Origin of the sequence: Halobacteriovorax sp. RT-2-6, from assembly GCF_047085025.1 — a bacterium.
GTDB lineage: Bacteria > Bdellovibrionota > Bacteriovoracia > Bacteriovoracales > Bacteriovoracaceae > Halobacteriovorax_A.
In genome coordinates this window covers 360,612-381,754 of sequence record NZ_JBKIYH010000001.1, presented here as the reverse complement: position 1 = coordinate 381,754, position 21,143 = coordinate 360,612, and the positions used below count along the sequence as shown (strand labels likewise).

At 35.1% G+C, this 21,143-nt stretch carries 19 protein-coding genes; 14 read left to right on the top strand and 5 right to left on the bottom strand.

What is annotated here, in order from left to right:
* Positions 1-66: 66 nt before the first annotated feature.
* Positions 67-903, bottom strand: a complete 837-nt coding sequence (locus ACMAYS_RS01715) for a hypothetical protein (RefSeq protein WP_103217258.1) — start codon at positions 901-903, stop codon at positions 67-69.
* Between the two features lie 93 nt (positions 904-996).
* Here ACMAYS_RS01715 and ACMAYS_RS01710 point away from each other — a divergent pair, with 93 nt between their 5' ends.
* Positions 997-1,473, top strand: coding sequence for a GreA/GreB family elongation factor (locus tag ACMAYS_RS01710; RefSeq protein ID WP_146037798.1), 477 nt, complete (start codon positions 997-999; stop codon positions 1,471-1,473).
* Between the two features lie 10 nt (positions 1,474-1,483).
* Here the strand turns inward: ACMAYS_RS01710 and ACMAYS_RS01705 are convergent, their stop codons facing one another.
* Positions 1,484-2,212: an SOS response-associated peptidase family protein gene (locus ACMAYS_RS01705; protein WP_103217256.1), complete on the bottom strand. Its 729-nt coding sequence runs from the start codon at positions 2,210-2,212 to the stop codon at positions 1,484-1,486.
* A 70-nt stretch (positions 2,213-2,282) separates the two neighbouring features.
* On the opposite strand from ACMAYS_RS01705, the gene ACMAYS_RS01700 reads away from it, so the two are divergent.
* Positions 2,283-2,558 carry an acylphosphatase gene (locus tag ACMAYS_RS01700; protein WP_103217255.1) on the top strand — a complete coding sequence of 92 codons (276 nt, stop codon included), beginning with the start codon at positions 2,283-2,285 and terminating at the stop codon, positions 2,556-2,558.
* Here the strand turns inward: ACMAYS_RS01700 and ACMAYS_RS01695 are convergent.
* Positions 2,555-2,857, bottom strand: a complete 303-nt coding sequence (locus tag ACMAYS_RS01695; protein WP_158246820.1) for a metal-sensitive transcriptional regulator — start codon at positions 2,855-2,857, stop codon at positions 2,555-2,557. The two genes, ACMAYS_RS01700 and ACMAYS_RS01695, sit on opposite strands and share 4 nt — an antisense overlap.
* Before the next feature lie 174 nt (positions 2,858-3,031).
* Between ACMAYS_RS01695 and ACMAYS_RS01690 the strand changes: the two genes are divergently transcribed.
* Entirely contained in the window at positions 3,032-4,687 is a 1,656-nt protein-coding gene (locus ACMAYS_RS01690; RefSeq protein WP_412462628.1) for a S8 family serine peptidase, read from the top strand.
* Here ACMAYS_RS01690 and ACMAYS_RS01685 read toward each other — a convergent pair.
* Together ACMAYS_RS01685 and ACMAYS_RS01680 are read right to left on the bottom strand one after the other, a co-directional pair.
* On the bottom strand, positions 4,680-6,983 hold the full coding sequence (locus ACMAYS_RS01685; protein WP_412462627.1) for a hypothetical protein: 2,304 nt from the start codon (positions 6,981-6,983) through the stop codon (positions 4,680-4,682). The two genes, ACMAYS_RS01690 and ACMAYS_RS01685, sit on opposite strands and share 8 nt — an antisense overlap.
* On the bottom strand, positions 6,983-7,456 hold the full coding sequence (locus tag ACMAYS_RS01680) for a hypothetical protein (RefSeq protein ID WP_412462626.1): 474 nt from the start codon (positions 7,454-7,456) through the stop codon (positions 6,983-6,985). Before ACMAYS_RS01680 ends, ACMAYS_RS01685 begins: the two co-directional genes overlap by 1 nt.
* Positions 7,457-7,551: 95 nt before the next feature.
* Here ACMAYS_RS01680 and ACMAYS_RS01675 point away from each other — a divergent pair, with 95 nt between their 5' ends.
* The 11 genes from ACMAYS_RS01675 to ACMAYS_RS01625 all read left to right on the top strand — a co-directional run bounded on the left by ACMAYS_RS01675 (position 7,552) and on the right by ACMAYS_RS01625 (position 21,054).
* The gene (locus ACMAYS_RS01675; protein ID WP_412462625.1) at positions 7,552-8,907 is read left to right on the top strand and encodes a hypothetical protein; all 1,356 of its coding nucleotides are present in this window, start codon (positions 7,552-7,554) and stop codon (positions 8,905-8,907) included.
* 169 nt (positions 8,908-9,076) lie between these two features.
* Positions 9,077-9,523 carry a hypothetical protein gene (locus ACMAYS_RS01670; protein WP_103217249.1) on the top strand — a complete coding sequence of 149 codons (447 nt, stop codon included), beginning with the start codon at positions 9,077-9,079 and terminating at the stop codon, positions 9,521-9,523.
* 119 nt (positions 9,524-9,642) lie between these two features.
* Positions 9,643-10,623 (top strand): PHB depolymerase family esterase, encoded by a 981-nt coding sequence (locus ACMAYS_RS01665; RefSeq protein WP_412462624.1) that lies wholly within the window; start codon positions 9,643-9,645, stop codon positions 10,621-10,623.
* Positions 10,624-10,697: 74 nt separating this feature from the next.
* Positions 10,698-11,273 carry a hypothetical protein gene (locus ACMAYS_RS01660; protein WP_412462623.1) on the top strand — a complete coding sequence of 192 codons (576 nt, stop codon included), beginning with the start codon at positions 10,698-10,700 and terminating at the stop codon, positions 11,271-11,273.
* 132 nt (positions 11,274-11,405) lie between these two features.
* Positions 11,406-12,338 carry a hypothetical protein gene (locus tag ACMAYS_RS01655; RefSeq protein WP_412462622.1) on the top strand — a complete coding sequence of 311 codons (933 nt, stop codon included), beginning with the start codon at positions 11,406-11,408 and terminating at the stop codon, positions 12,336-12,338.
* Positions 12,339-12,350: 12 nt separating this feature from the next.
* A complete protein-coding gene (locus tag ACMAYS_RS01650) occupies positions 12,351-13,691 on the top strand; it encodes a cytochrome P450 (protein WP_412462621.1) in 1,341 nt (446 codons plus the stop codon).
* Between the two features lie 25 nt (positions 13,692-13,716).
* Positions 13,717-15,294, top strand: coding sequence for a hypothetical protein (locus tag ACMAYS_RS01645; RefSeq protein ID WP_412462620.1), 1,578 nt, complete (start codon positions 13,717-13,719; stop codon positions 15,292-15,294).
* Positions 15,294-15,875 carry a hypothetical protein gene (locus ACMAYS_RS01640; RefSeq protein WP_412462619.1) on the top strand — a complete coding sequence of 194 codons (582 nt, stop codon included), beginning with the start codon at positions 15,294-15,296 and terminating at the stop codon, positions 15,873-15,875. Before ACMAYS_RS01645 ends, ACMAYS_RS01640 begins: the two co-directional genes overlap by 1 nt.
* Before the next feature lie 37 nt (positions 15,876-15,912).
* Entirely contained in the window at positions 15,913-16,482 is a 570-nt protein-coding gene (locus ACMAYS_RS01635; RefSeq protein WP_103217242.1) for a hypothetical protein, read from the top strand.
* A 70-nt stretch (positions 16,483-16,552) separates the two neighbouring features.
* Positions 16,553-17,470 (top strand): hypothetical protein, encoded by a 918-nt coding sequence (locus ACMAYS_RS01630; RefSeq protein ID WP_412462618.1) that lies wholly within the window; start codon positions 16,553-16,555, stop codon positions 17,468-17,470.
* 107 nt (positions 17,471-17,577) lie between these two features.
* On the top strand, positions 17,578-21,054 hold the full coding sequence (locus tag ACMAYS_RS01625) for a DUF3857 domain-containing protein (protein ID WP_412462617.1): 3,477 nt from the start codon (positions 17,578-17,580) through the stop codon (positions 21,052-21,054).
* Positions 21,055-21,143 lie beyond the last annotated feature (89 nt).

Genomic DNA, 21,143 nt, shown 5'->3' with positions numbered 1-21,143 from the left:
TATCAGAAGTTAAGAAATTATATAGATACGGCAAACTTTCTCTTAACTCGTTAGAGCTATTTTATGTCAATGGATATGGGAAGTAGCTGAATTTGCAAACCAGCATGGCAAGCGCGATTCGAGGTTTTTTATTGATATTTCGTCCCCGCTAAATTCAAGAAGTGCCCCGTTTTTGATGATATCCATACGGCACTGTAATGTTGGATAGCTATCCAGGGTCTTGGTAACAGTCGTAGGATCTGAGTTCGTTATTTTAGCGTGCTTATTTGGGTCAGAACTCATATGAGCAATGGCCTTAGGGAAGTCTTGAGCAACCTGCATTGTCTCAAAACAAAGCTCTTGGTTAAAATTATCAGAAGAGAACTTCTCTAGACACAGTGAGGCCGCATATGGGTCAAGCTCTATTGGAGAGTCAAAGTAGTTTGGATTATTAATGACAAATTTCTTATAACAACTTGCTGCTGCAAAGAAGTCCGATTGTCCTTCTGTACTCATTTGTGAAAAATGCTTATTTTCCATACGCGGTGCTTTTCCAAGAACATGTCCTATCTCATGACAGGCAGTAAAGGCGTATGCTCTTTTTGTCATATTAGGCATGCGAGCAAAGCCTCCCCAGAAATTAATATTAAAGTGATCTGCCTTGTCATCGTATAAGGCCCAAGCACTAAAATACGGAGTTTGCCAGTCGAGGGTTTTCACTGAAATACCACGCTTTTGTTTTATCGCTTCGTCTTGATACAGCCTCAAGGCTTCAACAACGACAAAGTAAAAATCTTGTTCTTTTACTTCTGAACCAAGGTCTTCATGAGCAAGAATCTGATACTCATGAGGATTTCTCTCACTAGTTGTAGCAAGGGCCGAAAAAGTTAATAGTGCACATAGCAAGGTAAGCAAGATTTTCATATGCCCAATTTATAGTACAAAAGGGGATTTTGAGGTATATTGTTGAAAATAATACAACCATTTCTTAAAGGTAATCTAGCGAAATTATTTATTATGAATAAAGAATCTATCATCTCTACACTTATTGAAAATTTAGAAACAGAACTGACAAAGGCCAAAGCTGCATTTGAGACGACTCGAGTGATGTCTCAAGAGCCTGATATGGCCCAAGAAGGTAAGTACGATACTCGCGCTATTGAGGCAGGCTATCTTGCAGGGGCCCAAAAGAAGCGTGTTGATGAGCTAGAAATCGATATCAACATGATTAAAGAGCTTTCTGAAGATCTTCCCAAGGGAGATAAAATCGCACTAGGCTCACTTGTTGAACTTAAATTCAATGATCAGACAAGGCATTACTTCATCACACCAACTGCAGGTGGAACAATGCTAAATCTTGATGGAACACCACTTCTTGTTATTTCAGTTTTCTCTCCCATTGGAAATGAAGCCTTAGGGATGGAAGTTGGAGATTTCTTTGATGTTGAAACGGGTGATATTACTCGTGAATACGAAGTTATTTCAATTTCTTAAAATAAAATCATTAGGCCCATTCGTAATCATAATGCTCTTGGTACGGATGGGTAAGAATCTCATATGTATCATTTTTGCTTAAGCCTTTTGGGTTAAGCCAGTCGTTTAAATACTCTTCTTTTAAAAAGATAGGGCAGCGATCATGTCCCATCTCTTCAATTTCCTTTGGTGGATCAGTTGTTATGATAGCAAATGATTTAAAGCTTATTTGCTTATCATTTGATGTCCACTCATCCCACAAACAAGGTGCAAGAATGAGCTTTCCATCTTGTGGAAGAAATTTAATAAGAGTTTTCTTGCCGTTTCTTTCAACCCATTCGTAAAATGCTTCAAAGGCAATGACTCCATGGTTTTTCATAAAAAGTGGTGCCCATGTTTGTCTCTTTTCGAGTGAATCAAGTCTGGCATTAAAGACATTGAATTTGGTCGGAATTTCTTCTTGCGATCCTCTTGGGCGAACACGGTAGCGCATTGGTGAAATGCTTCTCTCTTCGTATTCTTGCGTCATAACATTTGCAAAATAATTTGGAAAAATTCGCCCTTCTTTATCAGCTGACTTAAAGATATCACTACTTGGTTTTCTCTTTAGGCCCAGTATTTTCTTTAATTCTTGCGGATCAAGAGAAGCTTCTAATTCTTGCAACAGACGAAATGACTCATAAGCCTTCGTGTTTAAAGGAGTATTAAGCTTTTGTGAAAGCACTTTCAAGTTTGTTTGCGCTTGTATCGAAAAACACATGGTAATATCTTAACATATAAATTAAGAAAAATTACATCTTCAAGATGTATGAACATGCTAGGATGGATTTATGATTAACAGAAGATACCGCGTTGAAGGCGTCGTACAGGGTGTTTGGTTTCGAAGAAGTACATACGAGTATGTTCTTAAACATACCCCTACAATTACTGGTTATGTAAAAAATCTCAAAGATGGAAGCGTTGAGGTTATGGCCAGTGGCGAATTAGACGATATAACCAATCTCGAAGAATTTTTAAAGGTCGGCCCAGAGACGGCCAAGGTTACGAATGTGACAATTATTGAAGAGCTGCCAGTCTCAAATTTTACAGAATTTCAGATTGGTTAGTCCTTTCTGATAATTGTACAAAGTTGATCAATCTTTTCATCAATCAGTTTCGTATCTTGTGATTGGATCGCTTTTGCAACACAACCTCTTAAGTGATTTTCCATGACTGAACTTTCAAAACCTCGAAGGGCGCCGCGAATTGTTTTTGAGCGGTGAACGATATTGATACAATACTTTCCATCTTCAACCAGATTTATGAGGGATTCAAGTTGTCCCTGAATTCTTTTAAGACGATTAAGGTGCGAGCGGTGATCTGCCCCTGGTGTATTGATAAATTTCTCTAACTCTATTTCGTTCATGAGCGCCATACTAGCGAAGAGGCCAGAATCCGTCCATATAAAGTGATCAGAAATATAGGTGATGGGGTATTAAAAAGACATTTAACTCATTGAAACTATATGGTCTTAAAAATTTTTCATGTAATCTATTCAAGCATTGTTTGCGGTGTGTCTATGTGTGGTAAAAACCGTGGCATGAAATATATCACAACAGCAACAACTCTTTTTTTATCTCAACTTTCACTTATGGCCGCTCCTTGTCCAACGAATAAAATCGTAATCGATGGAAATTGGAAAACGACCTACCAATGTGAAAATAATAAACTGACGTCTTCTTTTGAAACATATTTAAAGACGGGCTCAAAAACGGGAGCTAGCACATACGATGAACAAGGGCGTATGCTAACAAATGACTCCTGGAGTTCTGATGGTATCTATACATATCATGCTGAGTTTGAATATTTTGACAATGGAGAGCGCTTAAAAAGTGTTTACGTTATTGATGAAAATGGCATTGTCTCAGACAAAATAAAAGAAAAGATTCTTATGAAAGGTGATGCCGAAGATCCTACAATTTTAAAACAATGGGTAATCTCACAAAGCTCATATAAGCAAATTGGAATTAAACATTACCGTTACGATGAAACTAATGATGATGACTTCTTTGTTGTAAAGCCTTATCGAATTGATGTTCTTGGTAAAGATGGCGAGGTCTCAAAATACTACGAAGTTGTTTATAATATGAAAGCGCCTCTTGCTAATCTCGTTTCAGAGTTTAAGGCATTCACACCATCTGGGGAATTGATCGGCCAGTATAATGAAGTTGCACCTTTTAATGTTAGTGATCAGCTTAAAAAATTTAATCTTTCAAATGAAGAATACGAGCGTAGATTAAGTATCTTTGAAGACAAGACTCGTGAGCCTGTTGTTATTATTGATACAGGCTTTGATATTATGCACCCTTCATTAACTCATAAATTATATAACTCGCCATTTGATTTAGTAGGTGATGGTATTGATAATGATGGAAATGGGAGAGTCGATGATTCTTGGGGTTGGCAAAGACAAGATGATGCTGGCCTAAGCCTCCTGTTAGACAATAACAATATTCGTGAAACGCATTCCCTTATTCATACTCCATATCCTGTTTCTCATGGAACCCACGTAGCGGCCCTTGCTTTAAAAGATTTAGATATGTACGGCCTTGTTGGTTTTGCTGGAGATGTGGCCATCTCTGATCACTTAGAGAAAGCTGCAGAATATATTAAAGAGAAGAATGTTAAATTTGTTAATATGAGCTTTGCTATTGGTTATCCTGGTGCGCCAATGTCGGCACCACGTGAATCATTCTATTATCTAGAAAATACATTCGTTGAAAATCCAGAGACTATCTTTGTTGTGGCAGCAGGGAACGCTCGTGGAAATCTTGATCTCGATTTAAAAGGAAACGACAATTACCCAGCAAGCTATGATTACAATAATATGATTAAAGTTGGAGCACTAAATACGGCAACACTTGAAAAGGAGAAGATGGACACATATAAACCTGCTAGCTTTTCAAAGTTTGGAAACAAAAAAGTACAAATCTTCGCCCCGGGGCAAGGTGTTGTCTCTGCTCAGTCAGGTGGTGGAACAATTCCATTAAATGGAACTTCTATGGCCGCTCCTTTTGTGACAAACGTACTGTTAAAAGGACACAAAATTAATCCAGAGCTTTCTCCTTTAAAATTAAAAGAGCTGCTTCTATCAACTGCCTATATTCCAAAAAGCGGAAGGCTTCCATGTGAAAGTGGTGGGATCGTTGATCCTGAAGCCTTTTACAAGGCCGTGTTAAAAACAAAGTCTAATTAACACGACCTTTTGTAGCTTGCGAGAGCTGGCGTGACAGCTCTCTAATTTCTTCTAAGCTTTTGTTAGAGTAATCAGTATTTTTAACTGCTTCTTTTAATGCCTTTGCTCTTGGCTCAATTGAACGAATGAGATTTCTCCTTTCATTGTTTTTAGCAACCACATCTCTTAGAACAGTTTTTAACTCACTCGCAATAGTATTCATATCATTTGTTTGAGCTGCATTATCTGCATTTCTGATGAAGTTTCTAAGCACATTTTTTGAGTTTTCTGATGTCATTGGTACCGTGTGTTCGACATCATCATCTTTTAAAACAATCGAGAAATAGTTATTATTATCTTTTATTATTTTAACATAACTATCACTCCCAACATTTATCTTATACGTGCCCTGATCTCTAATAGGCCTACTAAGTTGCGAGGGAAGAATTCTCGACATTAAGTTCAAGTTAAGAGAGTCGTTTTGTACTTTGAATCCTTTCGCAATATTGATTATCGTATCTGCCTTTGCAGCAACCTTTTCTAGTGTGAAACCTATTTGAGGGTCTTTCTGAATCTTTCTTGTCACACTTTGAATATCTTGTGCGTGGTTATAAAGCTCTTCCATTGAAAAATAATTTGTATAAGTTCTTCCATCATGAAGCTTGCCGTCTGGTTTTAAGTGTTGAACACGTAGATCGTAAGCTGATTCTTTTCCGATTGAGCGATTATATTCAAACTTAGCATGTCTAAACTCATGAGGTAGAGTATTAGCATGGCCTCCATTAATTAGCTCTCTTAAGTTTGAAAAATTAAATGAGACAGTTCTAGTTCCTCTATTTGAAGAGCCTTGCGCTTTCTTTAGGTCATCTGGATAAAAGACTATCTTTTGTCTGAAATCTTCATTTCTGAATCTATTTAGTCTAATTACTGCTGGGTTGTCTTGATCTGCAGCAAATTTATTAAATTGTAGGGCCTTTTTAGTTACATTCTGATTCGTCTCTTTATTAACGGCCTTTCTTTCTATAACACGAACTGAGAAGCCTTGATCATTTAACTCTTTTGCAAGTCTAATTATGTTTTCATCTGATGAATCAATCATCGTTGCCTCAATTGCTGCAGAGGCCCTGTTCTGATTCAGACTATTCTTCTCATTAAGGCGTAGGATATTTGCAAGACCAGTACCTGAGACGAATGTTGTTTTATCTGATGCAAGAAGAGCACTACTTCTTTGATACATCTCTTGAGGTGAGATAACGATCTGACTTCTTCCCGTTTGTTTCATGTATGCAAGTAGTTCTTTGGCCGCATCTGATTTTGCTGCTACAAGATCACCTTCATAAAGAACAATTCGTTTTGTTTTCTTTCCTTGAATTTCAATAATATCTATTCGATGTGGAAGCTCAATTTTATTGATTACCTTTAATATTCCTTCTGTCTGCGCATTTGAAATCTCTGTGATCTGCTCAGGTTTTTCAAACGCTCTTTTGGCCAGTGATAAATCGAGTCTTGCTAAAAAGCTTGATTCTTCTGAATAAGGCCCTTTTGTTTCAACGACATCTTCATCATCAATATCTTTTTTCTCGTGAATATTATTTTCGAGTTCTTCTTTTGCAAAGTCTTCGCGAGTATAGCGACTTATACCAGTTTTTGACTTTAATAGAAATTTCGCAACTTTTGCTATCACAATTGTTGGTGGAATAACATAAGAACCCGCAAATTGACATATTGCTTTTGTTCTTGCGGCTGGTGAAAGACAAGCGTAGTTTGCTTGCGTCGAATAATAAGCATCTTGGAGCATATTAAAAATAATTGTTCCCATTGTTTTTGAGAAGTGCTTTGCTGCATTGATATAATGCAAAGGCCCTATACCATCAGTTTCACTTAGTGAGCGCGACCATTCCATAGCGAGCATGTGTTTGGCGCTTTGAAGGGTATTAAGGAGCTCTTCATTCTTTTCTCCACGATACTCATCATCAATAATATAATCGACGACTGAACCAATGAACTTCATAAACTCAACCGCAGAACCCCAAAGACCCTGTAGGCAAGAGATAAAATCAACAGCAACATTGCTTTCGACTATAAGGCCCGGATCACATTTTCTTTTATCTATTGCTTCAACATCTTCGCAGGCAGGTGAGTTTACAACAATTTCACATAATTGTAGTGAATTTGCCTCATCAAGAATATTAAGGTTTCCAATTTCTAAGCATTGAGTCTGTGCAACACTAAGATCCAATTCATAATTACTCATTGGGACAAATGCATGAATTGACATATTTATAATTAGAGTAAGTACGGTACAAAGTTTTCTCATTATCTTTGCTCCGTAACAAATTTGAATTTTTCATTTAAGTCTTTTATATCTGATTTTGATATCTTTTTTTCAGAGCTTAGCATTGTGATAATCGTGCGATTTTTATAAAGACGATGTATCTCAGCTAAGTAGATTGTTTTGGATCTTGAGTTTTTATAGCTACCAAGCTTATAGACTTGAATATAGTTTTTCTTTTTCGTGAAGTCTAAGGACTCTGTTTTAAATTGTGAGAAATTGCTATACTTGAGTATTTTGTTTCTTTGATCTAAGTATTTTCTTATTTTTTCTTTATTATAATTCTCAATTTTATTCGATGAATTCTTATCCTCGACTGTTAGTCTCTTATGAGAATTCTTCCAGACCTGAATGTTGTCAAAACTGAAGTCATGTTCCCATTCTAAATCTTGATTTTTATTAGCTTGGCCCGTGAAATTAAATAGTAGTAAAAGTGTAATTATAATAGCTCTTCTCATACCTTATATTATCGGTTGGTTAATGAAGTGCTTTACGTCTTTTAGCGCTTTTTTAGCACGTAGACAGATATTTTGACCCAAGTTATTCTATTGTCATGAGACAAGTCTTATCAAAACTAAATCATTCTTTTAGTAGTGTTTATAGTGCTATCACTTTAGTCATCATTTTTGTCCTTTATTTGGTCATAGGTGCGGTAGTCGATTATTTATATGGCCCGAAGATTTCAAATTCCCTAATTTTTAATGGCCCATTTTTTATCTTCTTACTTTCACTTGTAACATTATCATTAGTCGTAAGTTTTCTTAAAAAGTTTCCAATAAGAACTAGGTTACTAGGTATTCATTTAACACATATTGGTTTAATTACTATTTGTGTCTCGACGATAGTCTCAACTTTCACATCAATTAAGGGTCATATAGAACTCTTAGAGAAGTCGGAAGTTGAAACTGCTATGCTCGATCAGTATCAAGCTCAATTAAGAGAGCGATCTAGCGGAAAAACTTTATATATTGATCTAAATTTTTCAGTAAGACCTCAAGGCCTTAATCTCGATTTTGGTCCGGTTTATCTAATTTCATACCTACCTTATAGCGAAAAATTTCACGCAAATTTTAAAAGTACAGGAGATAATAGTGCTGTCGTTTTGAAGGAGTCTCGCTACCTTTCGGGAGTTAATAGTGAGTTGATTTATCTTTCTTCAAGTCGTCTTGATCATCCAACTAGTATAAAGGATGGTAATTTGGAGATTGTTCTCTTTAATCAATCAATGCTCAATTGCTTGGAAAATTTATCAAATGTGAACCCTGCTTGTTCAGTGTACACAAGAAGAAAGTCAATATCATTGCTCAAAAAAGAATACTGTTTAACTAATAAATATGCTCTTAAAGAAGATGGTTTTTATTCTTTAGGTAATGAATGTAAAATGCAAAAAGTTAAGTTAGAAGTTGTTGGTGATAGTTATAAGTACCGCTTAAATAACTTTCTAGAGGATACTGGCCTAAAACTAGAATATCGCTATAGCAGTAATTTTAAAAAGCATGATAGTGACATTCTTAAGTTTTATGAGAAGGGAAATACTCAAAAAATTTATCAAATGAAATTAGGTGAAACGAGAGAGATTATTGATAGTGAAGGAAGATTCTATGATCTTAAATTTCATAATAAGGAATTTAAACTTCCTTTTGATATTCGTTTAGACAAAATCTCAAAACAAAATAATGAAAGTAGTTATGAACTTTCAATTTCAGATCAAAAATACATTTTAAACTCGAAGAATTCAAAAGCTAATATAAGTGGCTGGTTAATTTCTCTAGATCCATTAAGTCCATATACACCGAAGAAGGTTAAGTTAAATATCTCTTTTGATCCAACTCGTATTTATAAAGTTATGGGGCTTGTCATCTTCGGTTTTTCCCTTGTTGTACTAGGTTTTCAACGACGAATTAGCTAAATATCCGAAATTACCAACAAAATTCCAGAGATAATGTAAAGTTAAGAGAGTTTATACATTTTCACTTTTAACTTTACCTTTCTTAAACTGACCTGAGTAGTCTCATTGGCTATAAGTTTCTCAAGAAAAAACATTATTTTTTAACAATTGAAAAACAGAGGGGAAACTTATGAAACACCTACTTTTAATTTTATGTGCAGTATTTTCTTTATCATCTTTTGCAAAGCTTCAATCATCAAGCATCGAAATAGATCGTTATGACACAGAGGAGCAGGCCAAGAAAGCATGTCTTGACGCAGAAGTTGAGTATGATGAAATCAAAGATATCAAAGTTGAAGGTATTGAATTTGAATTTATCACTAGAAAAAGTGGTAGCCATCACATTTGTGAAATCAGAACAACTCTTGATAGTTACGAGCAAGTACTATCTAAGAAGCAAATTAAACAGAAAATCACTAATAACTACGATAAGTCATATACTGAGTGTATGAAAATGAGAAACAGAATCATCAATACAACTATCGGATATGTTTTTGGAGATGTTGATTTCTACAAAAAAGGTATGTTCGGTGGCGGAAAATACGTATGTGAATTCAACTTTATTGTTGTCGAATAATCAAGAATTCTTAGGGGTTTGCTGATTGTTCTAGCATAATTGGGGGCTTTGTGAGGAGGCCCCCCTTTACTTATTTCACGCTCATTTAAATTCGATAGATTTTGTTCTATAAAGCAAAAATGAAAATAATCTTAGCTATTTATATAATCTTAGTTTCAAATGTATTCGCTCTTAACCTGAGTGAGAAAATTACTGTATCAGGGATCTCCTCAGGAGGCTTCTTTGCTCATCAGTTTCACATTGCCAATAGCAACCTAGTAGAAGGTGCAGCTATATTTGCAGCAGGCCCTTATTACTGCGCAAAGGGCTCTGTGGCCTTGGCGACAAATACATGTATGAAGGGAAATGGTGCCTGGGGCAGTGCTTATCAGTCGTATGTATTTGCCAGTGGATTGGCCATGATGGGCCTTATTGATCCTACGACAAATTTAAAGGATGATAAGGTTTATATTTTCTCTGGGCAAAACGATAAAACAGTCGTTTCTAGCGTAAGTGAAGAACTTAGAGACTTGTATGCTTTCTTTGGTGTTAAAAATCTCGAGTACGAGGGTACATTAGCAGCTGGCCATACTTATCCTACTGAAAATAAAGGAGTTGAGTGTGAGCTTTCAGAAGTTCCTTATATTGGAAATTGTAATTACAATGGTGCTTTGAAGTCGCTTAGTGCGCTCTATCCTGAAAAGAAGCAAAGACGTTTTACTTTCAAAGGAAAAACAGTTGAAGTTGATCAGGCCAAGCATTTTACAGCTTTTGATGTTGGAGCATTCACGCCACTATTACAAGACAAGGCATATCTCTATATTCCTTCGCGTTGTAAAGGTGACAGAAAGTGTGACCTGCATGTAGCTTTTCATGGCTGTAAGCAAACTGTAGATCATATTGGCATGAGTTATATTAATGATACTGGAATAAAAGAAGCTGCTGATAAGCTTGATGTTGTTGTTCTTTTTCCTCAAGCAAAGAAATCAGTAATTCCTGGAAGAAATCCACACGGTTGTTGGGACTGGTGGGGACATTCAGGAGCAAATTATCACCTGAAAGATGGCCAACAAATGCGTATAATCAAGGCCATGGTCTTAGATATTTTACAAAAACCTTAAGTGTTTATTGAAACACTATATTTTTATGGTAAACAAACAGTATTGTGAGATATTTTGCTAAGTTAATATTTATTTTGATAACTATTTCGACTCCTGTAATAGCAGGCGAAGTCGTTGTCGATTTCTATGAATATTCAACTTATTCCAACGATCACATTGTTGACCAGGTCTATGAAGTAAGGTCTCAACTTGCTGCTACAACCAGAGGTAGCTTCTTTAACAAAGAATGCTTCAAAGAATATTATTCTAACTATCCAGATACCCCGACTACAGTTTCTTATTTACTTAAAGAGAATATCGCTTTTCCTATGATTGGTAAGAAGCGCTTAAACTTGGGTGACTTGCGCAAAACCTATTACAACGCAAAAAGCGAGCTTCTATATCGTCTTGATAAGAAATGTAAAACAAGTGATTATCTCCTCGTACTCCTAAAGGGAAAGACATTAAAGGGACATTTGTTCCAATCTGATTTTTATATTGAATTCGATAAAGATAGAATGTTTCTCATCTCTGGCCTTGAGAAAATCGAGCTCAAAGAAGATACACCTAATCAAGCAAGACTTACGCCGTCAACTCTACTTAAGGATGACTGGAAAAGTGTATGGCGTGAATTAGAGTTTAAAGAAAGCGGTTACGAAACAAATTTCTAAATTGGCCCATCCCTTGCAACTTATTACCTTGAATACTTAATTTGTTAAAGAATTTAGCACTTTAGAGGACTATGCCTGTTTCATTTTTGGACAGCTGGCCTATAGGTGTACAATTTTTAAAGGTAATGACTTATGAAAAAAACACTATCACTACTTGCATTCTTCTTGCTAAATTCTATGGCCCATGGAGCGATCTCAATTGCTGATCAGGCAATGGATAGTGTTGAGTACCAAGAGATTCGCCTGCATGAATATGGTGATCGTGCAGATCTAAGTCTTCGCTCACAAGGTGAATCAAAAGTTGAAGGAAAGTTTTTTGCTGAAACTAAGGCAAAACTGGCGGCAACGAAACAAGCAAAGGCCAATGCTACTTTTAGTATAAAAAGAATTTGTGACAATAATGAAAAAATAGATTTTAGTAATTCAGACTGTTATATCGCAGGTGATATGGCCTATTGTTCTGTTGATGCAGATGTTGAGTGTATAGGCGTCAACAAAAAGGAACTTATTATTCAAAAAGTAAAGGCCGGACTACTTGATGCTTCGCCTGCTTGTGTGGATTACTTAAAAGAAGACTTTAATATTGATGATAAAGTCGTTGAATATTGTAATCAAATTTCTTCAAAGCAACAGTTTACTTGTGTTAGCTACTCAACAAGTTATTCGTCTTTTAAGGTTGCTAGTATTGCTGCCTGTTCTGCTTATGAGTCAAATGATGAAGAGGGGGCCAATTACGGATTATCTGTTCTTAGAAACTATGTTGGAAAAGGTGAGCTTGATATGAAATATCCTGCACCAACAGTTTCAGCTGTTCTTCTTACTGCTGCAATTAATACGAAAGAAGAGAAAAATTGTGTTGAGAATTACTTAAAAACAGGCACACTTAAAATAGATGAAGTTGAAAAATCTTGTATTAAAGACTCTCTAGTTGAACTAGATGCAAGAGAATATGAGGCACTTGGATTTGTTACTTCGCCAAGAACAGTTGAATACGGCCTAAAGAAGCCTGTTGCTGATACAGCAAGAGGAATCTTTGATCGAATTGGCGATATTTTAGGACTATAAAAGAAGGTTAATATGAGTACAATTCCAAGCTTAAAAACATTACCTGTAATCGGCAGTATTGGAGAGTTAGACTTCAAAAAGTGTCTATTTGATCAGCTTAATGAGAAAAGCAAGGTGCTTGGAGATTCATATCGTTTTAAAATTTTTCATAAAGATATTGTGGTAATCGGAAATTATGATCTCTATAAAGAAGTAATTGTTAAAAAAAGAAATACTTTTTTAAAAGGAAGTACCCTTAATGAGATTAAACACATCAATAAAGGGAGGCCCTCAATTCTAGATGCCGATGGTAAAACGTGGCAGGATTTAAGAGGGGAGTTAGTCCATTTCTTTACACCTAAAGTATTAGAAAACCTATATGATATTACAAGCAAGCGACTTGAAAAGTCACTTCCACTATTTGATGATCATTCAATTGTTGATGATGTTGAAGTATTGATGGGAAAAATTGCTTTGGCCATCACAAGTGAGTTCTTTATTGAACATAATTTTCAAATTAATAAAGAGGAAATTACAAATTCAAATGCAGATAGCGATAGTTTCTATTACTTTCAAAAATTTCTTATTGCTGAACTTACTAAGCGAATGAACTATGGCCCAATGTGGAAATACTTACCAACGCTTAGCAACCTACGATTTTCTAAATTTATTAAGGAAGGAAAACAATTTGTTCGTGAAAAAGTTGAGAAAGGAACAACTAGTTATACATTAATTACTCACTTAAAAAATCAAGGCCTAGATACTGAAGCAATTATTGGTCAAATATATGGCCTAGTAGGAGCTTCTTTTGAATCAACAGCGGTCTCTTTAACATGGGCCCTTTACTTTCTAGCTCAAAATCAAGAATTACAAAATGAATTATATCAAGAGTTAGCTACACTAGATCTTAACGATTCAAATTCAATAATTAAAAATGAATTATTGGAAAATTATGTTGCAGAAACCCTTCGCTTAAGGCCGGCCTTCCCTATCTTGTTTAGAGAAGCAGCAGAAGATGAAGAGTTAACAAGCGAAGATATTACATTCAAAGTTAAGAAGGGGACAATCGTCTTTTCACTTCTGGGTAAAATCCTCAATAATCAAGAAATTTGGGGTGAAGATCACGATAAATTTAATCCAAAGCGTTTTAATCATTTAACAAGTGAGCAGAAGAAAGCATATATTCCTTACTCAACAGGAACACGTACTTGTCTAGGGCGTGAAATGGCAAGTATTGAAGTAAAGCTCATTCTTGCCCATATATTAAGAAGTTATCATATCTGGCCAGCATGTGATTTAGCGCAAGTAAAACCAAAGCAAAAATTTGTTTTCAGTAGTGATCGTGAAATTTCTTTAGAATTTATACGTCGATAAATCCAATTTATGTTAAAATTTAGGAATGAGATTTATTATAGTCCTTTCCTTATTTTTTAATACTTATGCAGCTCAAAAATTACGCCATAAGAAAATTGATATCAATAAAGATGGTAAGATCGATCGCATCGAAATAAGTCTTGGAAAGAAAATTGTTGAAATTCAAGAAGATCGAAATGGCGATGGAAAATTTGAGTTTATCACGAAGTTCAACCTAAAAGAGATATACAAACAAACATTACAAGATACCAACGGTGATGGGAAAATTGATCGTAGGGTTAGTTATCGAAAACTAAATGATTCTCAATTTCAGGCAACAATTGAGGTTGATAAGGATTTTGATGGCGTCTTTGAAATAAAATACAAAAACACCCAAAGCTTAATTCAGAAACAAGAATGCCATTTACCACAATCGAAGTCTGTAATTGGCGAGCTATCTGCTCTTGTTAATAAAGTCAGTGCAAGCTTTGATGATGGATTCCTACCTACTGATTTTGGTTATCGCATTGAAAATGCTTGTCTTTCTAAATGGGGACAGGATTTTCCAAACTTCTTAAAGAGCTCTATTCATGACGGTATTGCATGTTTAAAGGAGCTAGGAAAAGATATTAAAAATCCCGTGGGTTCAACTCGCCTTGCATATGATTTAGAACAACTTCTAAGTAAAAATGAAGTTACTGTAATGTGTACAGATCGTGCCGATGACATGAAGTACTGGGAAGGAACTCTGGCCTATGCTTCTGTTTCAGACAAAACACAGGACGCATATGGTGGGAAAGTTAAACACCCTTATATGGCCATCAATCCTGGTCAACCCACATCTCTAGAGTTTACTCCTGAAGGTGATGCAGAAAGAAATGAACTTAGAAAAACTCTCTTCCATGAGCAACTTCATAACCTAGGCTATTCTCATGGCGAGGGATTTGAGTTTTCTTACGCTTGTGAGGACTGTTGCTTGTCTTATAATAGTGACGATGAAAAGGCACGAGTTGAAGCTGCTTGTCGAGTATGTCGGGGAGATTATAATAATGAAGGTGATGTTCGTTATGTAAGAGATTTCTTAGATTATTCAAAACATGCTTATCTATCAAGTAATGGAATGCGTGCCACTATAAACTATATAAAGGAAAATCCAGGAAGCATTGAAGCACAAGCGCTTCTTGCTCGTGCTCAAGGTGAATATTTTAATCCGATAGGATTGCACTTATCGACTTTAATTGTCTCTGATTGGGGGCCAAAAATGTATGATAATGAAATGGCCAATGAACTGATTGATAAAATTGAAGCAGAGAGTTCTGCTGATTATGCGGCCTACCCTTCAGCTCGAATTGTTGCTTCAGTATTTCATGAAGCCTATATTAAGCAAGATCCTGTAAAAACCTTAGAGCTACTTAAAAATAATATATCTGCGATAAAGGATAATTTAAACAAGAGAATGAAAGATACTGATATGTATAACGACTATTATGCATCTAGTGTTAAAGATTCGTTAAGTATTGTGATTGATGATCTCTACTTAAATGATCACCTCGGTCTCGGGACAGGACACACTCTTGAGCTACAGGAAATACGAAATAGCTTAAAAGAGGATGATTTTTACTAATGTCACAAAAGAAGATTCTGGTAATTTTAATACTAATATTTGTCACGACAATTATCGCGGCCATTGGCTTTGGAAAGTATAAAGAATATGTTGATTCTCAATTACTTGATAAGAGTCTCTTTGACGGATATGCACTAAGGCCAATTGCTGATCTTAATAAGGCCATATCAACATTACAAATTTCTGCTGAAGCTAAGAAAACGATGACCGATTCACTTCATAAAGTTGTTGCCGCAATTGAGAACCTATACACTAGCGATGATAAGCAAAGTAATATCATGTCAGTCAAGATTTTACGCTGTTTCTATAGAGAGTTAATGTACACGCAAAAAGAATTTCAGTTAGATATTTACAAACTTATGCCGTTAAAGAAATCTTGGGATGAAATTCAATATCCAAAAAATACCTCAAAGACTTTCTTACAAAAGAAGATTGGAAAAATTGGTGTTGCGGCAAAGATCAATAATCAGTTTTGTTTTGAACAAGGCCTAGCTTCTAAGCAACGAGCGGAACCTAGTAGGAATACCGATAGCTTTAAGGGCCTATTTCATAAGTTAAATATTCTTAAAAAAGTACTTTGATGGTTGTTTAAATACACTTATGCCCGATGAGCTTCTTATGATTAAGTATCTCACTCTCCTTATATTTATAATTTGCTTTATCTTAGTCTCGGCTTTCTCTTGTTCTAGTAATAAGAAAGATGATGAGCGAAAGCCTAGTTCAGAGGAACTAAGTGATTATGAACGCCTCGATCAGAATTGGCGTGATAGGGGAATTGAGGCCCGAGATAACCTTGGTATGATTGAAAATCGTTTTGGCCAACAAGATATGTGTATCAAGGATTTTGAGCGAGCTTTTTATTACTTTGCAATACCTGAGCATGCCTATGTGCTAAAGGCCAAGCAATCTTCTGGTATGGTTTATACATTTAATATCTTACACGGTAGTGAGCTTAGAGATGACCCATCTTTTTTAAAAATGACTATGGTTAATTTCTACTATGACACTAAAGGTGCGCTGATAAAGGTGGATGTACCAATTCTTGCTAGAGGTTGGCGTATGCAAATGTCTTCTAAAACACCTAATGGTTTTATGATAGATAATTCAAAATGCTATTACTTTATTAATATAAATGATCCTTTTGAGTCAGGAGTACTTTCAGTTACGACAGAGGGCAAGGACATTTAATAATATACGCAGTTAGAAAATTAAGATTTTTTAAATATTTTGATTGTTACCAGTGGGCTAGCATCGTTTCATGAAATTTCTTATTGTAATTATTTGTTTCAATTTTAGTTCGTATGCCTTGGAAGTTGATAGCTTCACACATCGTGATAAGGCCCTTGTTAAGGATGATGCTTTAGATGAAGTTAATAAGTACGTTACTGGAAAAATTAGATCGGCGGTTGCTGAAGCAAATCATGCGGATGAGATATTTGGACAATCATGTAGCGAATATACAATACGTCGAAAAGTTAAAAAGAAATTAGTTGCAAGTTTTAAAGGTTTCTTTGTCAGCGCTCCACTTCAACGCTATATCGACAAGGGAAGAATTGGAAAAGAATATCTGGTAAAGACAAAAAAGAGTGAGTCCATCTTTCGCTATATTCCACTTATCTATAAACCAATTTTGAATCTAACTCCTTACTCTCCATTACTAAAAGTAAATGATGCTCTAGTTGGAAGTGACAAATTTAGCCATCTATTTAATGTCGGCTACCTCTATTATCGAAAGTTAGAACATGGCCTATCAATTAAAGAGATAATTCACTATGGTAAGAATGCAGAAAATATCATGTGGGGAGGATTCTTTAATGGTATTGTTTCAAATGGTGATCTTGTCGCTAACTTTCAAGGGATGCGCTTTTATCAGAAACTCTTTGGTAAAGGAATTGATCCTCTTACTAATGAAGACCTCACTGGAACCGGTGTGATAAAATGTATAGACGGGAAATTTAAAGCAACTCGTGATATCGATATGGCCGATTTTGTTGATGAAGGAATGGATGAAGGGATAAATTGTAATTCCTATACATCGAAATTTATGCGTAAAAATATCAAGAAGGCCATGGACCAAATACCCATGTCTTGTCCAGTTGCAGTTGATCGCTGCTTAGCTATGGGAGAAAAGTATGCGGCCTTTAGCAAGTATCTTATTTATGGTGAGTGTCGCTAAAATCATGAACTTATCTAGTTATTCTATTGTTTCCCTAAATATAAAATATTTTTAATAATTATTGTTGTTTCACCGATAAGTAGTAGTAATTACAGAGAGGTGACGGTTTGAAATTCAGGGTTTATATAATTATTATTGTATTTATATCATGTTTTGGGTTTAGCTCATTTGCTAGATATGCCATAAAAAAAGATTTAAGTTATCAGATCCTTGATAGTCACTCAGATTACAATATTAAAAGCTCAGGTCATCAAAAAGAGAAACATACTCTTGTTTATGAGATCTTAAATACTCATGGGATCGAAAATTTTAAAATATTTAAACTTCCATATAATAAACTAAGTGTAAATCTTGATGTTCATTCTATAACTGTTACGAACAAGGGCAAAGAGGTTTCAGTAGACCTCTCTAAGGCACAAAGAACACCTGCATCACAATCAAATGATGGCCTAAATTCTAATTTCTACTATGCTATTCCTATTCCTAATCTTCAGGTGAATTCAAAGCTAAAGGTTGTTTATACAAAACAAACAAAAATTCCTCGTAACTTTTTCGATAATGTATTTACCTATGGAATGAATATATTAGAACAAAACTCAGTTGTTGAAATAAGCTCACAGGTTCCCATTCACATTAAAGAAAATGATCCTTCAGACTCTGTATTAGTTGAAACGACTGAATTAGACGGGATCTACAAAGTAAAGATTGTTCAGTTGAAACCATTACTTACAGTTCCAGTTAACGAGTATGGTGCAATAATGGAATATAAGGATGTTCATTGGGTGGTCTTAAGCTCTATTGATAATTGGTCTAAGTATTCTCAAATTTATTATAAAAAGTATGAGGATCGTTTAAAAGATGAGTTACCAAAAAATCTAAAATTAATAAAGGATAACGCAAGTAAGATTAATGGACTGGAAAAACAAGTTGATTATATTCTTGCCGAAATTGCTAAGAAATTCAATTACATTGGTGATTGGCGTGCTATTGGGAGTGGATATGTACCACGATCACTCAAAGATATCGCTTCTTCTGGCTACGGTGACTGTAAAGACTTCTCAATTAGTGTCATTAAAATATTACGAGAATTAGGTTACGAAGCACATACAGCTTTTGTAAAGCGTGGTGCCAGCGGTCACAGTGAATATATAGACATGACTCTTCCAAGAAGTAGTGCATTTAACCATGCAATAGTTCACATAAAGCATAAAGGTCAATCTTATTGGGTTGATCCAACTAACCCTAGCTCTTTCGGCCTATCTATTCGTGATGATATCGCAGATAGAAAAGCACTAGTTCTTTGGGACAAAAAAGATGTTATTCACAGTATTCCTGAGATTAATGGCAAGGATAATCTTATTAGTATTGATAAGAACTACGACCTTTTTGATGACCTAAACTTTGCTGTAAATGGAAAAGTTAAGTTTACTGGTTCAAATAAACTTCTACTTAGTGAGATAAAAAAACAAGGTGGAGACACTTTGGTGAATAAATTTCTTGTCGGTATTATGCGTGATATCGATACAGTAAATGAGATTGATTTTAAAGGCCTAGATGTCGATAAGTATAGTTTCAATAAAGATGTAGAAGCAAGTTTTTCATATAAAGATGTGTTAACTGATAGTGATAAGGATGGTGTCCCTGTTAGCACTAAGGAAGCGAAGCCACTGACGACATTATCTAAGGCATTTTGGAGTAAGCATAGTTTTGCACGGTATCTTGGGCCAAAAATTTCATTTGAAAGAAATATTACAATAAATAATGCAAAACTCGGAGAATTCAACAAGTCTAACTGTTTAATTAGATCGAAATGGATCGATTACGAAAGCAAGATTAATTATAAAAACAATACTCTTAGTCTTTTTGAAAGTTATACAGTTAAAAAAAATGTGATCAGCAGAGCTGATATTAAAAGTGAAGAACACAATAAGCTTAATACTGAAATAGATAATTGCTTCTTTGGAGATATTGCCAAGTTTACATCAATGAATAGAGAAATTAAAAAAAGTGATCTCGTTGAAGTTGCAAAAATGAATGTCGATGAACGTTTAAAATACGTTAAAAGTAAAATAGCTGAAAAAGATGGTGGTGGGTTTAAGGAATTAGAATTGTTAATGGGTATCATAAATGATGATCCAAATAATAAGGAGGCCTTTTATCATGCAGCTAAAATAAATGAATCATTTTCTGTTGTTCGAGGGCCAGCTGATGTAGCAAAAATTAGATATGCCGACGCCCTTATTAGCAAGGCCATTAAGATTGATCCTGATTATACTGATGCAATTGTTGAGAAGATTTGGTTAACACATCGTTTAACACCAAAAGCAGATATGATACCTGTTGCTAAACAGATGATTGAAAAGTATCCGAAAGATAGGAATAAGTTCTATGCACTCATCGGAAAGATTTATAAGGATAAGAAGGATTATCAGAAGTCGATTGACTACTTCGAAAAGAGCATTGTCGATGAAGTTCGATATGAAAAGCTTTATAAAGCCTATAGTGATATTGGTATTAATTACGTTTACTTGAAAAAGTTTGAACTTGCTAGAGAGAAGCTTAAACAATGTTTAAGCCTAAGACCCAACTACCAGAGATGCGCTATAAGTATGAAGTATAGCTATGCTGATGAAAAGGACTTTGAAAATGCTATAAAGTGGGGAAAGAAGGCCTATGAGATAAAACAGAACGGATATGGAGTTGATGCGTATACTTATGCTCACATTGACTATGGAGCGCATCTAAGAAGAGAGAAGAAGTATGAATTGGCAATTACTCAGTACAAAAAAAGCTTGAAAATTAGGCAAACTGGTAAAGCATACCTTGGCCTGATCAAGTCATTAAATAAACTTAAAAGATATAATGAGGCATATGAGAATTTAAACCTCGCTTTCAAGAACCCTGAATATACTTACTATGTAAATGCTTTTAATAAACAGATGGTAGATACTTTAATAGCTCTAAAGAAGGATAAGGAGTTATTAGAGTTTTCACAAGAGATGAATCCAGAAGAGAATGATCCTGTTTATCAAACATATTTGATGGCCACTGCTGCTCATTACTTCGCTAAAAATAATCAAAAAGAAGAAATCTCGGTTTTCTACAAAAAAATGAAAATGCTCTTTAAAGTTAAGGAAGTTAAGGAGGATTACGAGTCAGTAAACTTTATTCTAAGTGTTGTTTATAACTATGCCTTCATGAGCTTTGATAAAGCCGCAATTCAATATGGAAATAATGTACTAGGTACACTATCAAAGCTATCAAAATCTGATGCGCAAAAAAGTCTTACACAACAATATCGTGATCGATTTGCTATGTTTACTCCAGAACGTATAGAGCAAGAAAAGCAAAGACGAAATATCGCATCAGTTCTCGGTGATGGTGATAATCAAAATCTAAATTTGGTAATAAATATTATTTTACATTACAAAAAAGAATTTTCTTTGATTTGCGTTTTACTTTTAATTCTAGTGTTACATAAAAGACACAAAAGGATCATGGCCGAAAAAGAAAGGCGTAGAAAAAGAAGGAAGAAAAAAAGAAAAGCACTAACTAAATCGACTAAAGACAAGATTGCATCGTAACAATAGTGTCTATTGCTATAATTTTAATGTCGCTTAAAAATATTTACCGTGACAAATTTTGATCTCAAAAACATGACATGTTTCTTGGT